The organism is Rhodococcus sp. RS1C4, assembly GCF_002258225.1.
Lineage (GTDB): Bacteria > Actinomycetota > Actinomycetes > Mycobacteriales > Mycobacteriaceae > Rhodococcoides > Rhodococcoides fascians_E.
The window spans coordinates 13,892-29,224 of record NZ_NOXZ01000048.1 but is presented as its reverse complement, the minus strand read 5'-3'; the positions used below and the strand labels follow the sequence as shown (position 1 = coordinate 29,224).

Genomic DNA, 15,333 nt, shown 5'->3' with positions numbered 1-15,333 from the left:
GTGGCAGGGTGGGGCCATGCGCGAGATGAGTGCCGCGATGGCGAAGCGTACGGCCCTGGCGGCTCAAGGTCTGGCGTCCCCCCATCGTGTGACGGAGCGGGGCGCGTCGTCGAGGGCGGTGCACACGGTCATCGAACGAAATCGGTTACTGCAGATCGATTCGGTGTCCGTGCTCGTCCGTGCCCACTACGCGCCACTGTTCAGTCGGGTCGGAAAGTACGACCGATCGGTGCTCGACGCCGCGGCGTGGACCGACACCGCGCGAAGGCCGCGCAGGCTCGTCGAGTACTGGGCGCACGAGGCCGCCCTGGTGCCGGTCGAGGACTGGCCACTGTTTCGCTGGCGCACCGAGCTGTACGCGCACGGGCGTTGGGGTGGTGCACACACCGTTCTGGAGCGTAATCCGTCTCTGTCGCAGGACATCCTGGATGTCTTGAGAGATGCGGGGCCGTCGAGCGCCGGGGACATCGAGCGAGTCCTCGACTCTCCGCGTCCCGGTCGAAAAGGCCCGTGGTGGGACCGCAGTGACGTGAAAGTGGTCGTCGAGCAACTGTTCGCTGCGGGTGTGGTGTCGGTCGCCACCCGCAGCGGATTCGTCCGGCGATATGACCTGGTCGAGCGTGTCGTACCCGAACATGTTGCAGCGCAGGTGGTGTCGGAACCCGACGCCGTACGGCAGTTGGTCGCACAGTCGGCGTCGGCGCTCGGAATCGGAACGGAGCCCGATCTCCGTGACTACTATCGCTTGTCTCAGAAGCAGACGAAGGCCGCCATTGTCGATCTCGTCGAGGACGGCACACTGGAACCTGTCGCGGTCCGGGGCTGGGGAGCGACGGCATACCTCCACGCCGATGCCAGAACCCCCAGAGCGGCAACAGGATCGGCGCTACTGTGCCCGTTCGACCCGATGATCTTCTTTCGTCCCCGCGTCGAGCGGATCTTCGATTTCCACTACCGCATCGAGATCTACACACCCCAGCACAAGCGAGTGCACGGGTATTACGTGTTCCCGTTCCTGATGGACGGGGACCTCGTGGCCAGGGTCGACCTGAAGGGCGACCGTGCGGCGTCGCAACTGCAGGTCCTCGGAGCGTTCGTCGAAGGGGACCGCGATCCCGGACCCATCGCCGATCGACTCGTTCCGCACTTGCGGGAGATGGCCGAATGGCTCGAACTCGAATCGGTGGTGGTCGGTGAACGCGGGGACCTCGTGGGTGCACTCTCCCGCGCGCTCTGAGACGAGGGTCAGCGCCTCGGCCTGCGAGATGGGAGTATCGGTGCCACTATCTTCACTGTGACGACGTCGGCCACCGCGCCCAAGAGTGAACTCCCTCCGCAGGTCGTGGTGCTCTTCGGTGCCACCGGTGATCTGTCCAAACGCAAGCTGCTGTCCGGAATGATGCACCTGGCGCTGTCCGATCTCGCCCCGCGCATCCGCGTCGTCGGGACCTCGCTCGAGGAGATGTCCAGCGACGAGTTCCGGCAGATGGCGCTCGAAGCGATCGACGAGTTCTCCAGCCGGAAAGTGTCGGACGAGCAGTGGCGGCAATTCGCCGGAAAACTCAGTTACGTATCCCAGAAGGCGGGGCCGGCGGCGCTCGCCGAGGCCGTCGCCCGCGCCGAGATGGAACTCGGACCGGGGACTCGGAAGCTGCACTACCTGTCCGTGCCACCGAAGGCCGCGCTGGCCGTCGTCGAGATGCTCGGCGCGGCAGGATTGGTCAAGGGGTCTCGCATCATCATGGAGAAACCCTTCGGTACCGACCTGGCCAGTGCCATCGAACTGAACGCCACCGTGCACGAGACGTTCGACGAGGACCAGATCTTCCGGATCGATCACTTCCTGGGAAAGGAACCGGCACAGAACATTCTGGCGTTCAGATTTGCGAACGGCTTGTTCGAACCTATCTGGAATCGTAATTTCATCGACCACATCCAGATCGACATCCCGGAGAAGCTGGCGCTCGACGGACGCGCGAACTTCTACGAGTCGACGGGCGCCTTCAAGGACATGGTGGTCACGCACCTGTTCCAGGTCCTTGCGTTCATGGCGATGGAACCTCCGACGGCCCTCGAACCACGCGCGATCGGTGAAGAGAAGAACAAGGTGTTCCGGTCGATGAAGCTGCTCGATCCCCGCAAGGTGGTTCGCGGACAGTACGCGGGTTACCTGACCGAACCCGGAGTGTCGCCGGATTCCGACACCGACACCTTCGTCGCGCTGCAGTGCGAGATCGACAACTGGCGTTGGGCCGGAGTGCCGTTCTACCTACGGACGGGCAAACGCATGGCGGAAGGCCAGCGCATCATCTCGATCGCGTTCCGCGAGCCACCGAAAAGTATGTTCCCTGCCGGGTCCGGTGTCGGCGCCCACGGCCCCGACCACCTCACGTTCGACCTGGCCGACGCCTCGAAAGTGTCTTTGTCGTTCTACGGCAAACGCCCGGGCCCCGGCATGCGTCTGGACAAGCTGAGCATGCAGTTCGCGATCGGCGAGACCGAGCGCGTCGGCGACGTACTCGAAGCCTACGAGCGGCTGATACTCGACGCCATGCACGGCGATCACACGCTGTTCACCACGGCCGAAGGGATCGAACGACTGTGGGAGGTGTCCGCGCCGCTGCTCGCGGATCCGCCCCCGGTTCGTCAGTACACACCGGGATCGTGGGGGCCCAACGCAATCCACCAGCTGATCGCACCCAACGCCTGGCGGCTGCCCTTCGAACGGGCGTGGCGCGAACGACCGTGAATCAGAAGGGGCGGTCCTTGCGCATCTGATCACGCAGCGCTCCCTGAACTGCCTGCGAAAGCCACGAGTTGAGCGACACGCCGTTCATCGATGCGGCTTCCTCCGCGCGTTCCTTCACCTGCTCGACCACCCGCAGCGTCACCCGGCGCATCTCGCCGGTGACGTCGTCCATCGTCGGATAGTCCTCGGCGGCGGCGCGATCGTCCGGCGTGCCGGTGTCGGGTGCCACGGTGACATCGGCTACCGCCTGCGTACCGGCGATGCGCACATGCACCGTCGGGCCGTTCAGCTGTGCGGTGACCTCGTCGGCGAAGTCGGACAGTGCTTGCAGCAGCATGAGCCTGGCCGACGCCTGCGCCGCGGATCCGAGTGCCTCGGCGGTCTTCCTGGTGTGTTCGTCGCCGAGCGCTGCCGCGGCAAGTAGATCGGCTCGAAGGGACGAGGTGTACGTGTCGAGTTCCATGACGCCATTGTGGCGTCAGAAATGGTGTCATGCAAGGCGTCAGTGTGACGCATCGATAGTGTTCGGGTGTATCGGTGCAGTTCGAGCAAAGGAAAACCGACGTGTCGAAGACGGTGTCACTGAAGGTGCAGTTGGTCGCGAAGACCGATTTCGTGCCACCGGAGGACATTCCGTGGGAGACCGACGCCGACGGCGGCCAAGCGCTTGCCGAGTTCGCGGGCCGGGCGTGCTACCAGAGCTGGTCCAAGCCCAATCCTCGGACCGCGACCAACGCGTCCTACCTCCGGCACCTGCTCGACGTCGGCCACCTCTCCGTTCTCGAGCACGCGTCGGTGAGCTTCTACATCACCGGGATCTCGCGCTCGTGTACCCACGAGCTGATCCGTCACAGGCACTTCTCCTACTCCCAGCTCTCGCAGAGATTCGTACCCGAGCGTGAGGCCAAGGTGATCGTGCCTCCGGCCATCGACGGTGATCCGGAGCTGGAAGCGCTTTTCCTGGAGGCGACGGAACAGAGCCGGGCAGCATACGTCGAGCTTCTCGGCGCACTCGAACAGAAGTTGGACGGCGTGGCCGGCGCCGCTCTACGTGGCAAGCAGGCTCGGCAGGCCGCGCGTTCGGTACTTCCTAACGCCACCGAGACCAAGGTCGTCGTCACCGGTAACTACCGAGCCTGGCGTCACTTCGTGGCGATGCGCGCATCCGAGCACGCCGACGTCGAAATTCGCCGTGTCGCCGTGGAATGCCTGCGGCAACTGACCACCGTCGCACCCGACGTGTTCGGTGACTACGAGATCGCGACGCTGCCCGACGGCTCGGAAGTAGCGCACAGTCCGTTCGTCACCGAGGTGTGATGCCACGCCACGGAAGTGAACTCCCGTCCCACCGGCAGGTAGGGCTCCGCGTACCGGGTAGCCTTTCTGACCATGACATACGGTGATGCCGCTCCTCGAGGACTACCGGCGTTCGGCACGGTGCTCACCGCAATGGTGACGCCGTTCACGGCCGACGGAAAGCTCGATGTCGACGCCGGAGTCCGGTTGGCACACCACCTGGTGGAGCAAGGCCACGACGGCTTGGTTCTGGCCGGCACGACCGGAGAGTCGCCGACCACCACCGAGAACGAGAAGCTCGAACTGATGCGGGCCGTCATCGCCGCGGTGGGCCATCGTGCACGGATCATCGCCGGTGCCGGAAGCAACGACACGGCGCACAGCGTCCAACTGGCTCGCGACGCCGCGCGCGCAGGTGCGCACGGCCTGCTCGTCGTGACGCCGTACTACTCGCGCCCGCCTCAGGCCGGGCTGTACGCCCATTTCACCGCGGTCGCCGACGCGACCGACCTGCCCGTCATGCTGTACGACATTCCACCCCGGTCGGTCGTACCCATCGAGACGGACACGTTGCGTCGCCTGTCCGAGCACCCGAGAATCATCGCGGTGAAGGACGCCAAGGGCGACCTGAACGCGGGCGCGGAGCTCATCGCGACCACCGGCTTGCAGTTCTACTCGGGCGACGACCCGCTCAATCTGCCGTGGCTGTCCGTCGGTGCCACCGGATTCGTCAGCGTCATCGGACATCTCGTTCCCGCACGCCTGCGGGAACTGCACTCCGCGTTCATGGTCGGCGACGTCGCCCGCGCCCGCGCCATCAACGCAAGCCTCATCCCCGTCATTCGATCGGTAGCGCGCCTCGGTGGCGTCACCGCATCCAAGGCCGGGCTGCGCCTCATCGGACTCGACGTCGGTGATCCCAGACTTCCCCAGGTGCCACCGAGCATCGACCAAATCGAATTGCTCGCAGCAGATCTGCGGGCAGCAGGAGTCCTTGTATGAGTAGACCAGCACGTTCACGAGGCCGCGCAACCCGAAGCGCGGGCCCCCCTGCGGAACGGCCGGCGCAGCCTGCCAAATCCGCAGGAAAACCTGTGGTGCAGAATTCCGCGCGCACACAGCGCCCGGACACCCGCCGTGAGGTCGATCCGACCGACCGCCTCGGGACGCCGCCCAAGGCCCCGTTCAAGGGCCTCCGCATCGTCGCCCTCGGCGGAATCGGTGAGATCGGTCGCAACATGACCGTGTTCGAGCATCAGGGCAAACTCCTGATCATCGACTGCGGCGTCCTGTTCCCCGAGGACCAGCAGCCAGGCGTCGACCTGATCCTGCCCGACTTCCGGCACATCGAGAACCGAATGGCCGACGTCGAAGCCGTCGTCCTCACCCACGGCCACGAAGACCACATCGGCGCGGTCCCGTTCCTGCTCCGGTTGCGGCCCGACCTGCCCGTCATCGGCTCCAAGTTCACGTTGGCCCTGGTCGCAGCCAAATGTCGCGAGCACCGCCTGCGCCCGAACCTCGTCGAGGTCATCGAAGGCCAGAAGACCAAGCACGGGCCCTTCGAATGCGAGTACTTCGCCGTCAACCACTCGATTCCCGACGCGCTCGCCATCGCGATCCGCACCGACGCCGGTCTCGCGCTGCACACCGGCGACATCAAGCTCGACCAGCTGCCGCTCGACGGCCGACTCACCGACCTCGCAGGTTTCTCCAGGCTGGGCGACGAGGGCGTCGATCTGTTCCTCGTGGACTCCACGAACGCCGAGGTGCCTGGATTCGTCACGCCCGAGCGTGAGATCGGTGGCGTACTCGACACCGTCATCGGCAAGGCCAAGCAGCGAGTCATCGTCGCGTCGTTCGCGAGCCACGTGCACCGCATCCAGCAGGTCATCGACGTCGCCGAGCGATACAACCGTCGCGTCGCATTCGTCGGTCGGTCGATGGTGCGGAACATGCAGATCGCCCAGGATCTCGGCTACCTGCGGGTGCCCGACGGCCTGGAGGTGAACATCGACACCGCAGCGACGCTCCCCGACGATCGCCTGGTGCTGATCTCCACCGGTTCACAGGGCGAGCCACTGTCGGCATTGTCGCGCATGGCCCGTGGTGAGCACCGTCAGATCAACGTCAAGGCCAATGATCTGGTGGTTCTCGCGTCGTCGCTGATTCCCGGCAACGAAAACTCCGTCTTCGCGGTCGTCAACGGCCTCGCCAAGCGCGGCGCGACCGTCGTGACCCAGCAGAACGCCAAGGTCCACGTTTCGGGCCACGCATCCGCGGGTGAGCTGCTCTACCTCTACAACGCGGTGCGCCCCACCAACGCGATGCCCGTGCACGGCGAATGGCGACACCTGCGCGCCAACGCTGCACTCGCCAAAGCCACCGGTGTCGCCGAGGACCGTGTCGTTCTGGCCGAGGACGGCGTCGTCGTCGACATGGTCGACGGACTGGCCCGCATCGTCGGTCAGGTGCCCGTCGGTCACGTTTACGTCGACGGCCTGTCCGTCGGAGACGTCGGCGATTCGACCCTGTCCGACCGCCTCGTGCTCGGTGAGGGTGGATTCATCGCCATCACCGTGGCCGTCGATTCGACGACCGGCCGTGCCATCACGACTCCCGAGGTGTCCGGTCGCGGCTTCTCCGACGATCCGGCTGCGCTCAAGGAAGCGGCTCAGCTCGTCGAAGCGGAACTGCAGAGACTGGCGTCCGACGGGGTCACCGACACCCACCGCATCGCGCAGGCAGTTCGCCGCGTGGTCGGTCGGTGGGTTGCCGACAAGTACCGTCGCAAGCCGATGATCGTCCCGACCGTCATGGCGGTCGGCCAGAAGTAGCGTCGTACGACACTTCGTACGATCTGCACCGGCGCTTGCTGGTCTGACGCGTGGACGCGTCAGGCCAGCAACCGCCACAGGCCGATGAGGCCGATCACGACAATGGTGATCCGCAGCGCCCACGGGGACAACTTCCGGCCGTAGCGTGCGCCGACGGATCCGCCCACGAGAGATCCAGCTGCAATCAATCCTGCCGCGGCCCAACTGATGTCGTCGAACGCCACGATGGTGTAGGTGACCGCGGCGACGACGTTCACGATGAGCGACAGCAAGTTCTTGGCGGCATTCATGCGCTGCATCGAGTCCGGTAGAAGGACTCCCATGACGCCGATCAGGAGGATGCCCTGCGCTGCGGTGAAGTAGCCGCCGTAGATTCCCACCACGAACGTCCCGATGGTGAGCAGGGTCAGCTTCGTTCGGCTGACGTGGTCCACCGCGACTCCCGCCGCCTCGGAACGCCGTCTGGCCCACCCCTGGATGCTCGGCTGCGCCACCACCAGGACGAGTGCGCCGATCAGCAGAACCGGAACGACAGCGCTGAACACCGACGGGGGCAGGTGAAGCAGCAGCCACGCGCCACCGAGCGCACCGAAGAACGACGCAGGCATCTGCCATCGCAGCCGCGACCACTGACCCGCGAGCTCCCGTCGATAGCCCCAGGTACCCGATACGCTCCCTGCGACCAGCCCGATTGCGTTCGACATCGTGGCCACGACGGGCGGGTAACCAAAAGCGACCAGAGTCGGAAACGTGATCAGCGTCCCCGATCCCACCACGGCGTTGATGGCACCTGCGCCGAAGCCGGCAACGAGAATGACGAGAATTTCGGAGATCGGCACCGATCCGAGATTACGGTCCGTGACGGCCGCGCAGGGCAGCGGGCACGTACGGTGGATCGATGTGACCCTTGCACAGCACGAACGCGCAGAACTGGTACTGAGTTTGACGGCAGCGGGTGAGTCCGCGCCGACGCTGTGCGGCGACTGGACGACGCGGGATCTCGCGGCCCATCTCGTCGTCCGCGAGCGGAGGTTGGATGCGGCGCCCGGGATACTCCTGCCGCTGTTCGACTCCTACACGCAGAAGGTTCAGAACGAGGTGGCACGCCGGCCGTTCTCCGAACTCGTGGCGGAGATCGCGGCCGGGCCACCGGTGTGGTCGCCGTTCAAGATCCTGGACCCCCTGGTCAACGTCGGTGAGATGTTCGTTCACCACGAGGATGTCCGGCGCGCCCAGTCCGGATGGTCGCCCAGGTTGCTGTCCGCCGATCTCCAGAATCGTCTGTGGAGGCTCGCGACGGTCGTGGGACGCCTCGCGTATCGGCGGTCGCCGGTAGGCGTGGTGCTCGAGACCCTCGACGGACGCTCGGTCACGGTGAAACGAGGCGGGGGAGAACAGGTCGTGCTGGTGGGTCGGCCGTCGGAGCTGCTGCTTCACGCGTTCGGGCGAAGCGAGGTTCACCTCGACAGGACCGGAAACGCGTCGTCCGTCGAGGCCGTCGAAGGCTTGGATCGAAGTTTCTGACGGGCTGTTACTCGTGTTGCGGATGGTTTCGAAGGGGCCCTTGCGACTAACCTAGGGGCCATGGCAGGAAAGACCAGCACACGGAGTTCGAACGCCGGCAGCGCCGGAGGTTCGTCGACATCGCGTGCTTCGGGGGGATCACGCAAGCCGTCCGGAGGGCGAACCGCACGCACGGTGACCACGCCGAAAAAGCCGACAGCGCCCCGCAAGGCGGCGCCGAGAAACGCAGCGCCACGGAATGCGCCGCCGCGCGGATCGGGATCGAGGCGGCCGCCCAAGAAGAAGTCGGCTGGAGTGATGTCCGCCGTCGGGCGCGGTATGTCGTCCGGGTGGTCGATGGCTGCCCGGGGGGTAGGGGCCACCACCCGTACGGTCAGCAAGGCCAAGGACATCGAGCACGGTCATCGCCGTGACGGACTTGCTCTCGGCTTGATCGCCGTCAGCGTCGTCGTTGCCGCGGCAGTCTGGTTCTCGGCCGGCGGCCCGGTAGGCGAGTGGATCGAGATAGCTGTCCGAGCGATCGTCGGTGACGCCGGATACATCGTGCCGGTTCTCGGTGTCGGCGTGGCCGTACTGCTCATGCGGACCGAACCGAATCCGGACATCCGTCCGCGACTGGTCCTGGGCTCGATCCTGCTGGTTCTCCCGATCCTCGGTCTCTGGCACATGGCGGCGGGGTCGCCGACGGACGCCGAGGGTCGCGCGTCGGGGGCAGGATTCGTCGGGTACGTCGCAGGTGGACCGATCGCCGACGGTCTGACCGTGTGGCTGGCCGTGCCATTGCTGCTGTTGGCCGGTCTGTTCGGCGTACTGCTTCTGACCGGGACAACCGTGCGGGACGTTCCGGATCGCCTCCGGTCGCTGTTCGGGACCGACAGCCGCGGTGACGAGTACGGCGACTACGACCCGGCCGACTACGGTTCGGAGTTCGGCGACAACGACTACGGCGACGGTCGATACGGGGACTACGACGCGGCGGCCTTCGACGCCGACGGCTACCCCGTGGACAACGCTGCCGGGCATCTCGGTGGAGACCCCTACGGCAACTACCCGACCGAGGAGTACATCCCGGTCAAGAAATCCCGCGCCCGCAAGCCCGCCGCAGAGCAACTGCCGACCGAGGTGATCGAACCGGTCGCGTCGGAACCCGAACTTCCGCTCGAGCCACCGACGGCGCCGACGCCACCGCGGCCCCGGCCCAAGCCCGTCGTCAAGGCGGCCGAGCCGAAGCCCGCCGCGGACGAGGACAAGATCGTCGTCGACCGCGTCGTCGACGGCGATTACACGCTGCCGTCGCTGTCACTGCTGATCGACGGCGATCCGCCGAAGACCCGCAGTCAAGCGAACGACGCGATGATCGAGGCCATCTCCGAGGTCCTCGAACAGTTCAAGATCGACGCAGCCGTCACCGGATTCACTCGCGGTCCGACGGTGACGCGCTACGAAGTCGAGCTGGGACCGGGCGTCAAGGTCGAGAAGATCACGGCCCTTCACCGCAACATCGCGTACGCAGTCGCGACGGACAACGTCCGACTGCTCGCCCCGATCCCCGGCAAGTCCGCCGTCGGTATCGAGGTGCCCAACTCCGACCGCGAGATGGTGCGACTCGCCGACGTGCTCACCGCTCCGTCGACCCGCAAGGACCACCATCCTCTGGTGATCGGCCTCGGCAAGGACATCGAAGGCGATTTCGTCAGCGCGAACCTGGCGAAGATGCCGCACCTGTTGGTCGCGGGTTCGACGGGTTCCGGTAAGTCGAGCTTCGTGAACTCGATGCTCGTGTCGTTGCTGGCGCGAGCCACGCCCGACGAGGTTCGGATGATTCTGATCGACCCGAAGATGGTCGAGTTGACGCCGTACGAGGGCATTCCGCACCTCATCACCCCGATCATCACGCAACCCAAGAAGGCCGCGGCAGCCTTGGCGTGGTTGGTCGAGGAAATGGAACAGCGCTACCAGGACATGCAGGTCAACAAGGTGCGCCACGTCGACGACTTCAACAAGAAGGTGCGTTCGGGCGAGATCACCGCACCGCTGGGAAGCGAGCGGGTGTACCGCCCGTACCCGTACATCCTCGCGATCGTCGACGAACTGGCCGACCTGATGATGACGGCGCCCCGCGATGTGGAGGACGCGATCGTCCGCATCACCCAGAAGGCGCGTGCTGCCGGCATCCACCTGGTGCTGGCCACGCAGAGGCCGTCGGTGGACGTCGTGACGGGTCTGATCAAGACCAACGTGCCGTCACGTCTGGCGTTCGCGACGTCGTCGTTGACCGACTCGCGGGTCATCCTCGATCAGGCGGGTGCGGAAAAGCTCATCGGCATGGGCGACGCGTTGTTCCTGCCCATGGGTGCCGGCAAGCCGACCCGGCTGCAGGGAGCGTTCATCACCGACGAGGAGATCTCGGCCGTCGTCGACTTCGCCAAGAACCAGGCGGAGCCCGAGTACAACGAGACGGTCACCGCGGCCAAGGCGTCGGACAAGAAGGACGTCGACCCGGATATCGGCGACGATCTCGACGTGTTGCTGCAGGCAGTCGAGCTGGTGGTCACCAGCCAGTTCGGGTCGACATCGATGCTGCAGCGCAAGCTCCGCGTCGGATTCGCCAAAGCGGGACGGTTGATGGACCTCATGGAGAATCGTGGCGTCGTCGGGCCGAGCGAAGGCTCCAAGGCCCGCGAGGTGTTGATCAAGCCCGACGAGCTCGACGGCTTGCTGTGGTCGATCAGGGGCGGCGACCCGGACGACGCACCGGCAGAGGACTGACGGCGCGTCACCGGGTGCCGAGCACGCGGAGCGTGCGGGTCCTGACGCAGTGTCAGGACAGGGCGCCCATGACCGGCTTCCACTCGACGATCGTGGACGTCTCCACGAGGTTCTCCACGGCGAACGGATCCTGCTCGAACAGCGTGGCCACCGACGCGGTGTCGGTTCCCTCCACGATGATGAGCGCGCCGCTACCGTCGACGTACGGACCGGACGACACCAGCACGTTCTGCTCGAGCAGATCGGCGAGCCACGCACGATGCGTCGCGCGGTGGGTGTCGCGGCCGTCGGTGGTGCTGGGCGAATAGGTGTAGTGGACGGCGAACAGTGCCATGTGAGATTCCTTCGTCTTCGAACTGCGGGACGATGAAATCCTGTCAGAGAGACAGCAGCATCCTGGTGTTGCCCAGTGTGTTGGGCTTCACATAGCTGAGGTCGAGGAACTCCGCGACACCGGTGTCGTAGGACCTGCACATCTCGGCGTACACCTCCGCGGTGACCGGCGTGCCGTCGATCTCGACGAACCCGTGCCGGGCGAAGAAGTCGATCTCGAAGGTCAGGACGAACAGACGCTGCAACGACAGTTCGCGGGCGACCTGCACGAGCTTGTCGACGATCAGGTGGCCCGCACCGTGTCCCTTGGCCGACGGGTCGACCGCGACTGTGCGTACTTCGCCGAGATCGGCCCACAACACGTGCAACGCGCCGCAGCCGATGACCGTGCCCGCGCGTTCCGCGACCCAGAATTCCTGGACCGCCTCGTACAGGGTCACCAGGTTCTTCTCGAGGAGAATCTTGCCCGCGTAGATGTCGATCAGCCGTTTGACCTCCGGGATGTCGGACGTCCGTGCTCGTCGAATCACCAGATCGTCGCCTCCGTGGGAAGACTGTGCGGTGTTCGAGGCTGGGTCCGAGGAGGTGTCGAGATCGTCTCGACTCGCCCGGTTCGGCGCAGAAGTCATGTGGTGAACAGTAGCCAACAGGTGAGCAGATATTCTTCTGGTGTGTCCGTCTCCGAACTCGCCGTCGCACTACCGGGACACCTGTGCCGACACGTACTCCGACAGCACGCACTTCGACAGCACGCACTTCGACGGATCGGTACGGCATGACCGAACGCGTACCACCGACGCCGCAGTTGCCGCACGGCAATTCTGCGACCGGCAGTACCGAGGTCGTCCCGATCCTCAACATCGCCAACGTCCTCACTGTTCTCCGCATCGCGCTCGTCCCCGTGTTCCTCGTCGTGCTGTTCGCCGGCGACGGTCACGACACGACGTGGCGAATCGCGGCAACCGTCGTGTTCGCCGTGGCTGCCATCACCGATCGAATCGACGGCCAGCTGGCGCGCAAGTACGGACTGGTGACCGATTTCGGCAAGATGGCTGATCCCATCGCGGACAAGGCCCTCATCGGCGCGGCCCTCGTCGGCCTCTCGATTCTGGGAGACCTGCCCTGGTGGGTGACCATCGTGATCGCGGCCCGCGAAATCGGGATCACGCTCGTCCGGTTCATCGTGATCCGTCACGGCGTGATACCGGCGGGGCGGGGAGGCAAGATCAAGACCCTGGTGCAGAGCTTCGCGATCGGGTTCTATCTGTTCCCTCTCCCGGATGACGTGCGCTTCGTGTCGGTGACACTGATGGGCGCCGCCGTCGTGCTCACCGTGTACACGGGCCTCGACTACATCGTCCAGGCAATCAGGCTCAGGCGAGGCGTCACCTCGTGACCGACCCCCTGAGCCGGGCTGACGTAGCCCTCGCTCGAAATACGGTCCGAAAAGGTGTGTCGTCGGTGCTTCGACGGGTAATCGAGAACACGGCCGTATAGGGTCGGGAACCAATCGAGCACGGTCCTTCGTTGTAGCTGAAGATGAACGCCCCGTACGTACAGATGAACAAGAATCACAGATGACGAAGAACGAGGAGGAGCGAGATGGCGCTGCTATTGCGTGAAGCACTCGGCGACAGTCTGCGGCGCACTCGCGTTGCGCAAAGCCGGACCCTGCGCGAGGTCTCCAACACCGCACGGGTGAGCCTCGGTTACCTCTCCGAGGTCGAACGCGGCCGCAAGGAAGCGTCGAGTGAACTGCTCAACGCGATCTGCGACGCGTTGGCCGTCCCCCTCGCCGACGTCATGAGCGACGTCAGCGAGTCGCTGTCGGAATCGACGCTTGCAGCCCGTGCCGCCGATGCGGATGCTGCCGTGGGGGTGGATGCGGCAGCAGGCGTGGACGCCGCGTCGCCTCGGATTGCCGACGACACTCGCGTTGTCATTCCTGCGCCCGCGCGTGCTCTTGCCGCTGCCTGATCGGCAGACATGAGGCTTGGTACCGCTAGGGTGGAATCGACACTCACGACAAACCGACCAGACCAGTATTCTCGTGTCACTGGCAGTTCTTCGACGGTCGCTGTACACCTCAGCTGACCCCCTATGCGCGAACCCGGCGCTCGATATGGAGGCAGGATCAACCCATGGCTAATCCTTTCGTCAAGGCCTGGAAGTACATGATGGCCCTCTTCAATTCCAAGATCGACGAGAAGGCCGACCCCAAGGTTCAGATTCAGCAGGCCATCGAGGACGCGCAGCGGCAGCACCAGGCGCTGTCCCAGCAGGCTGCTTCGGTGATCGGCAACCAGCGTCAGCTGGAGATGAAGCTGAGCCGTCAGCTCGACGAGGTCGAGAAGCTGAACGCGAACGCCCGTCAGGCTGTCACGTTGGCAGATCAGGCCGCGGCAGCCGGTGACGTGGACAAGGCAACGCAGTACACCAACGCCGCCGAAGCGTTCGCCGCACAGCTCGTCACGGCCGAGCAGGGCGTCGAGGACCTCAAGGTCCTGCACGATCAGTCGCTGCAGGCAGCGTCGCAGGCCAAGAAGGCCGTCGAGCAGAACGCGATGGCGCTGCAAGCCAAGGTCGCCGAGCGCACCAAGCTTCTCAGCCAGCTCGAACAGGCCAAGATGCAGGAGAAGGTCAGCGAATCGCTGCGCTCCATGGACAGCACGCTGTCGGCGCCGGGCAACACCCCCAGCCTCGATGCGGTCCGCGACAAGATCGAGCGTCGCTACGCAGATGCACTCGGTTCCGCCGAGCTTGCACAGAACTCCGTGTCCGGTCGGATGATAGAGGTCCAGCAGGCGTCGGTGCAGATGGCCGGACACAGCCGTCTGGAGCAGATCCGCGCATCCATGGCGGGGGATTCCCTTCCTTCCGGCAATTCCGCAGCGGCGCCCAAGCCGTCGATCCAGAAGGCTCCGAACGCCACCCCCGAGCCCCCGGCACAGAACCAGTAGCTCGTGACGAACGAACAGCATGGCCGGTCACGAAAGTGGTCGGCCATGCCCGTGTCCGAGTCCGTGTCGATGGTGCGTGCAGCCACCGACACGGCTCGACGGTCCGTCGAGTCCGCCGTCGACGCGGTCGGTCGATGGAACGATCCCCGGCAGAAACATCTCCGACGGATCAAGCGAGCTCGTCGACGGGGCACGTGGTTGGGTAGCGCGTCCGGTGTGTCCGCCGCGTCGACCGCGGGTCTGGCCGTTGCCTCGGCTCCCGAGTGGACATTGCTCGCCGGCGGAGGTGGCGCGGCCGTCCTCGCCGTCCCGGCGGTGTTGGCGTTCGGTCGTTACCGGCGTCTACGCGCGCAGCCCCTTCCAGCAGCGCGTCCTGGCAGAGCGACGCTGCCGCCCAAGTCGTCCGCGTCCTACGAACCCGTGCGCAGGCTCGTGGGCGCTCAGAACAGCTTGTACGAGCTGGTGGGGATCCTCACTCGGTCCGAGTTCGTCGACTCGGCAGAGGTATCCGACATCACGGACGTCGCCGACGCCGCCGCCCGTACGCTGCGCGACATGGCTGCGGACATCTCGTCGTTGGAACGTGCGGCGGAGGGAAGCGCCCGAGCTGCCTCGCACCTGTCGCCCACCATTTCGTCGGCCGCAGTCGAGTTGGACAAGGGCGTCGACCAATTCGAGGACCTCGTCGCCGCAGCCGCACGTCTGACGAGCCCGGGCGGCCTGCCCGGCAGTGCGGTGGAACTACGCAAAGCCGAGTTGTTGTCTGCCACCGATCGTCTCGAGGGGTGGGCCAGCGCGCTCGCAGAACTGGCAGCGATCAGAGGCCGGCACTCCTGAGGCTTCCGCGCCCTCGGGTGCGCGTTCC

General features: G+C 65.5%; 15 protein-coding genes. 11 read left to right on the top strand and 4 right to left on the bottom strand.

The features are described 5' to 3' along the window. Positions 1-16 precede the first annotated feature (16 nt). Together CH289_RS23985 and zwf are read left to right on the top strand one after the other, a co-directional pair. A complete protein-coding gene (locus tag CH289_RS23985) occupies positions 17-1,237 on the top strand; it encodes a winged helix-turn-helix domain-containing protein (RefSeq protein ID WP_094724953.1) in 1,221 nt (406 codons plus the stop codon). Between the two features lie 57 nt (positions 1,238-1,294). After that, positions 1,295-2,749 (top strand): glucose-6-phosphate dehydrogenase, encoded by a 1,455-nt coding sequence (zwf, locus tag CH289_RS23980; protein WP_019664132.1) that lies wholly within the window; start codon positions 1,295-1,297, stop codon positions 2,747-2,749. A 1-nt stretch (position 2,750) separates the two neighbouring features. Here the strand turns inward: zwf and CH289_RS23975 are convergent, their stop codons facing one another. Continuing rightward, complete coding sequence (locus CH289_RS23975; RefSeq protein ID WP_019664131.1) at positions 2,751-3,212, bottom strand: toxin-antitoxin system HicB family antitoxin; 462 nt, start codon at positions 3,210-3,212, stop codon at positions 2,751-2,753. 101 nt (positions 3,213-3,313) lie between these two features. Between CH289_RS23975 and thyX the strand changes: the two genes are divergently transcribed. The 3 genes from thyX (at position 3,314) to CH289_RS23960 (ending at position 6,882) form a co-directional block, all read left to right on the top strand. Continuing rightward, complete coding sequence (gene thyX / locus CH289_RS23970; RefSeq protein ID WP_179276866.1) at positions 3,314-4,066, top strand: FAD-dependent thymidylate synthase; 753 nt, start codon at positions 3,314-3,316, stop codon at positions 4,064-4,066. 72 nt (positions 4,067-4,138) lie between these two features. Beyond that, a complete protein-coding gene (dapA, locus tag CH289_RS23965) occupies positions 4,139-5,047 on the top strand; it encodes a 4-hydroxy-tetrahydrodipicolinate synthase (RefSeq protein WP_019664129.1) in 909 nt (302 codons plus the stop codon). Then, a complete protein-coding gene (locus CH289_RS23960) occupies positions 5,044-6,882 on the top strand; it encodes a ribonuclease J (RefSeq protein ID WP_026347614.1) in 1,839 nt (612 codons plus the stop codon). The genes dapA and CH289_RS23960 overlap by 4 nt, the downstream gene beginning before the upstream one ends. Positions 6,883-6,941: 59 nt before the next feature. Here CH289_RS23960 and CH289_RS23955 read toward each other — a convergent pair whose 3' ends face one another. Next, positions 6,942-7,721, bottom strand: a complete 780-nt coding sequence (locus CH289_RS23955) for a sulfite exporter TauE/SafE family protein (protein WP_019664127.1) — start codon at positions 7,719-7,721, stop codon at positions 6,942-6,944. A 61-nt stretch (positions 7,722-7,782) separates the two neighbouring features. On the opposite strand from CH289_RS23955, the gene CH289_RS23950 reads away from it, so the two are divergent. Together CH289_RS23950 and CH289_RS23940 are read left to right on the top strand one after the other, a co-directional pair. Then, positions 7,783-8,406, top strand: a complete 624-nt coding sequence (locus CH289_RS23950) for a TIGR03085 family metal-binding protein (RefSeq protein ID WP_026347613.1) — start codon at positions 7,783-7,785, stop codon at positions 8,404-8,406. 297 nt (positions 8,407-8,703) lie between these two features. Continuing rightward, positions 8,704-11,175, top strand: coding sequence for an FtsK/SpoIIIE family DNA translocase (locus CH289_RS23940; protein ID WP_019664125.1), 2,472 nt, complete (start codon positions 8,704-8,706; stop codon positions 11,173-11,175). 52 nt (positions 11,176-11,227) lie between these two features. Here CH289_RS23940 and CH289_RS23935 read toward each other — a convergent pair whose 3' ends face one another. Then, on the bottom strand, positions 11,228-11,509 hold the full coding sequence (locus CH289_RS23935; protein WP_019664124.1) for a YciI family protein: 282 nt from the start codon (positions 11,507-11,509) through the stop codon (positions 11,228-11,230). 43 nt (positions 11,510-11,552) lie between these two features. Then, positions 11,553-12,137, bottom strand: coding sequence for an amino-acid N-acetyltransferase (locus CH289_RS23930; RefSeq protein WP_020110219.1), 585 nt, complete (start codon positions 12,135-12,137; stop codon positions 11,553-11,555). 146 nt (positions 12,138-12,283) lie between these two features. On the opposite strand from CH289_RS23930, the gene pgsA reads away from it, so the two are divergent. The 4 genes from pgsA (at position 12,284) to pspM (ending at position 15,305) form a co-directional block, all read left to right on the top strand. After that, positions 12,284-12,904, top strand: a complete 621-nt coding sequence (pgsA, locus tag CH289_RS23925) for a CDP-diacylglycerol--glycerol-3-phosphate 3-phosphatidyltransferase (RefSeq protein WP_019664122.1) — start codon at positions 12,284-12,286, stop codon at positions 12,902-12,904. A 206-nt stretch (positions 12,905-13,110) separates the two neighbouring features. Continuing rightward, the gene (locus CH289_RS23920) at positions 13,111-13,485 is read left to right on the top strand and encodes a helix-turn-helix domain-containing protein (protein ID WP_019664121.1); all 375 of its coding nucleotides are present in this window, start codon (positions 13,111-13,113) and stop codon (positions 13,483-13,485) included. A gap of 164 nt (positions 13,486-13,649) precedes the next feature. Further along, on the top strand, positions 13,650-14,468 hold the full coding sequence (locus CH289_RS23915) for a PspA/IM30 family protein (protein ID WP_094724952.1): 819 nt from the start codon (positions 13,650-13,652) through the stop codon (positions 14,466-14,468). Between the two features lie 45 nt (positions 14,469-14,513). After that, positions 14,514-15,305 (top strand): phage shock envelope stress response protein PspM, encoded by a 792-nt coding sequence (pspM, locus tag CH289_RS23910; protein WP_052059972.1) that lies wholly within the window; start codon positions 14,514-14,516, stop codon positions 15,303-15,305. The last annotated feature ends 28 nt before the right edge of the window (positions 15,306-15,333 follow it).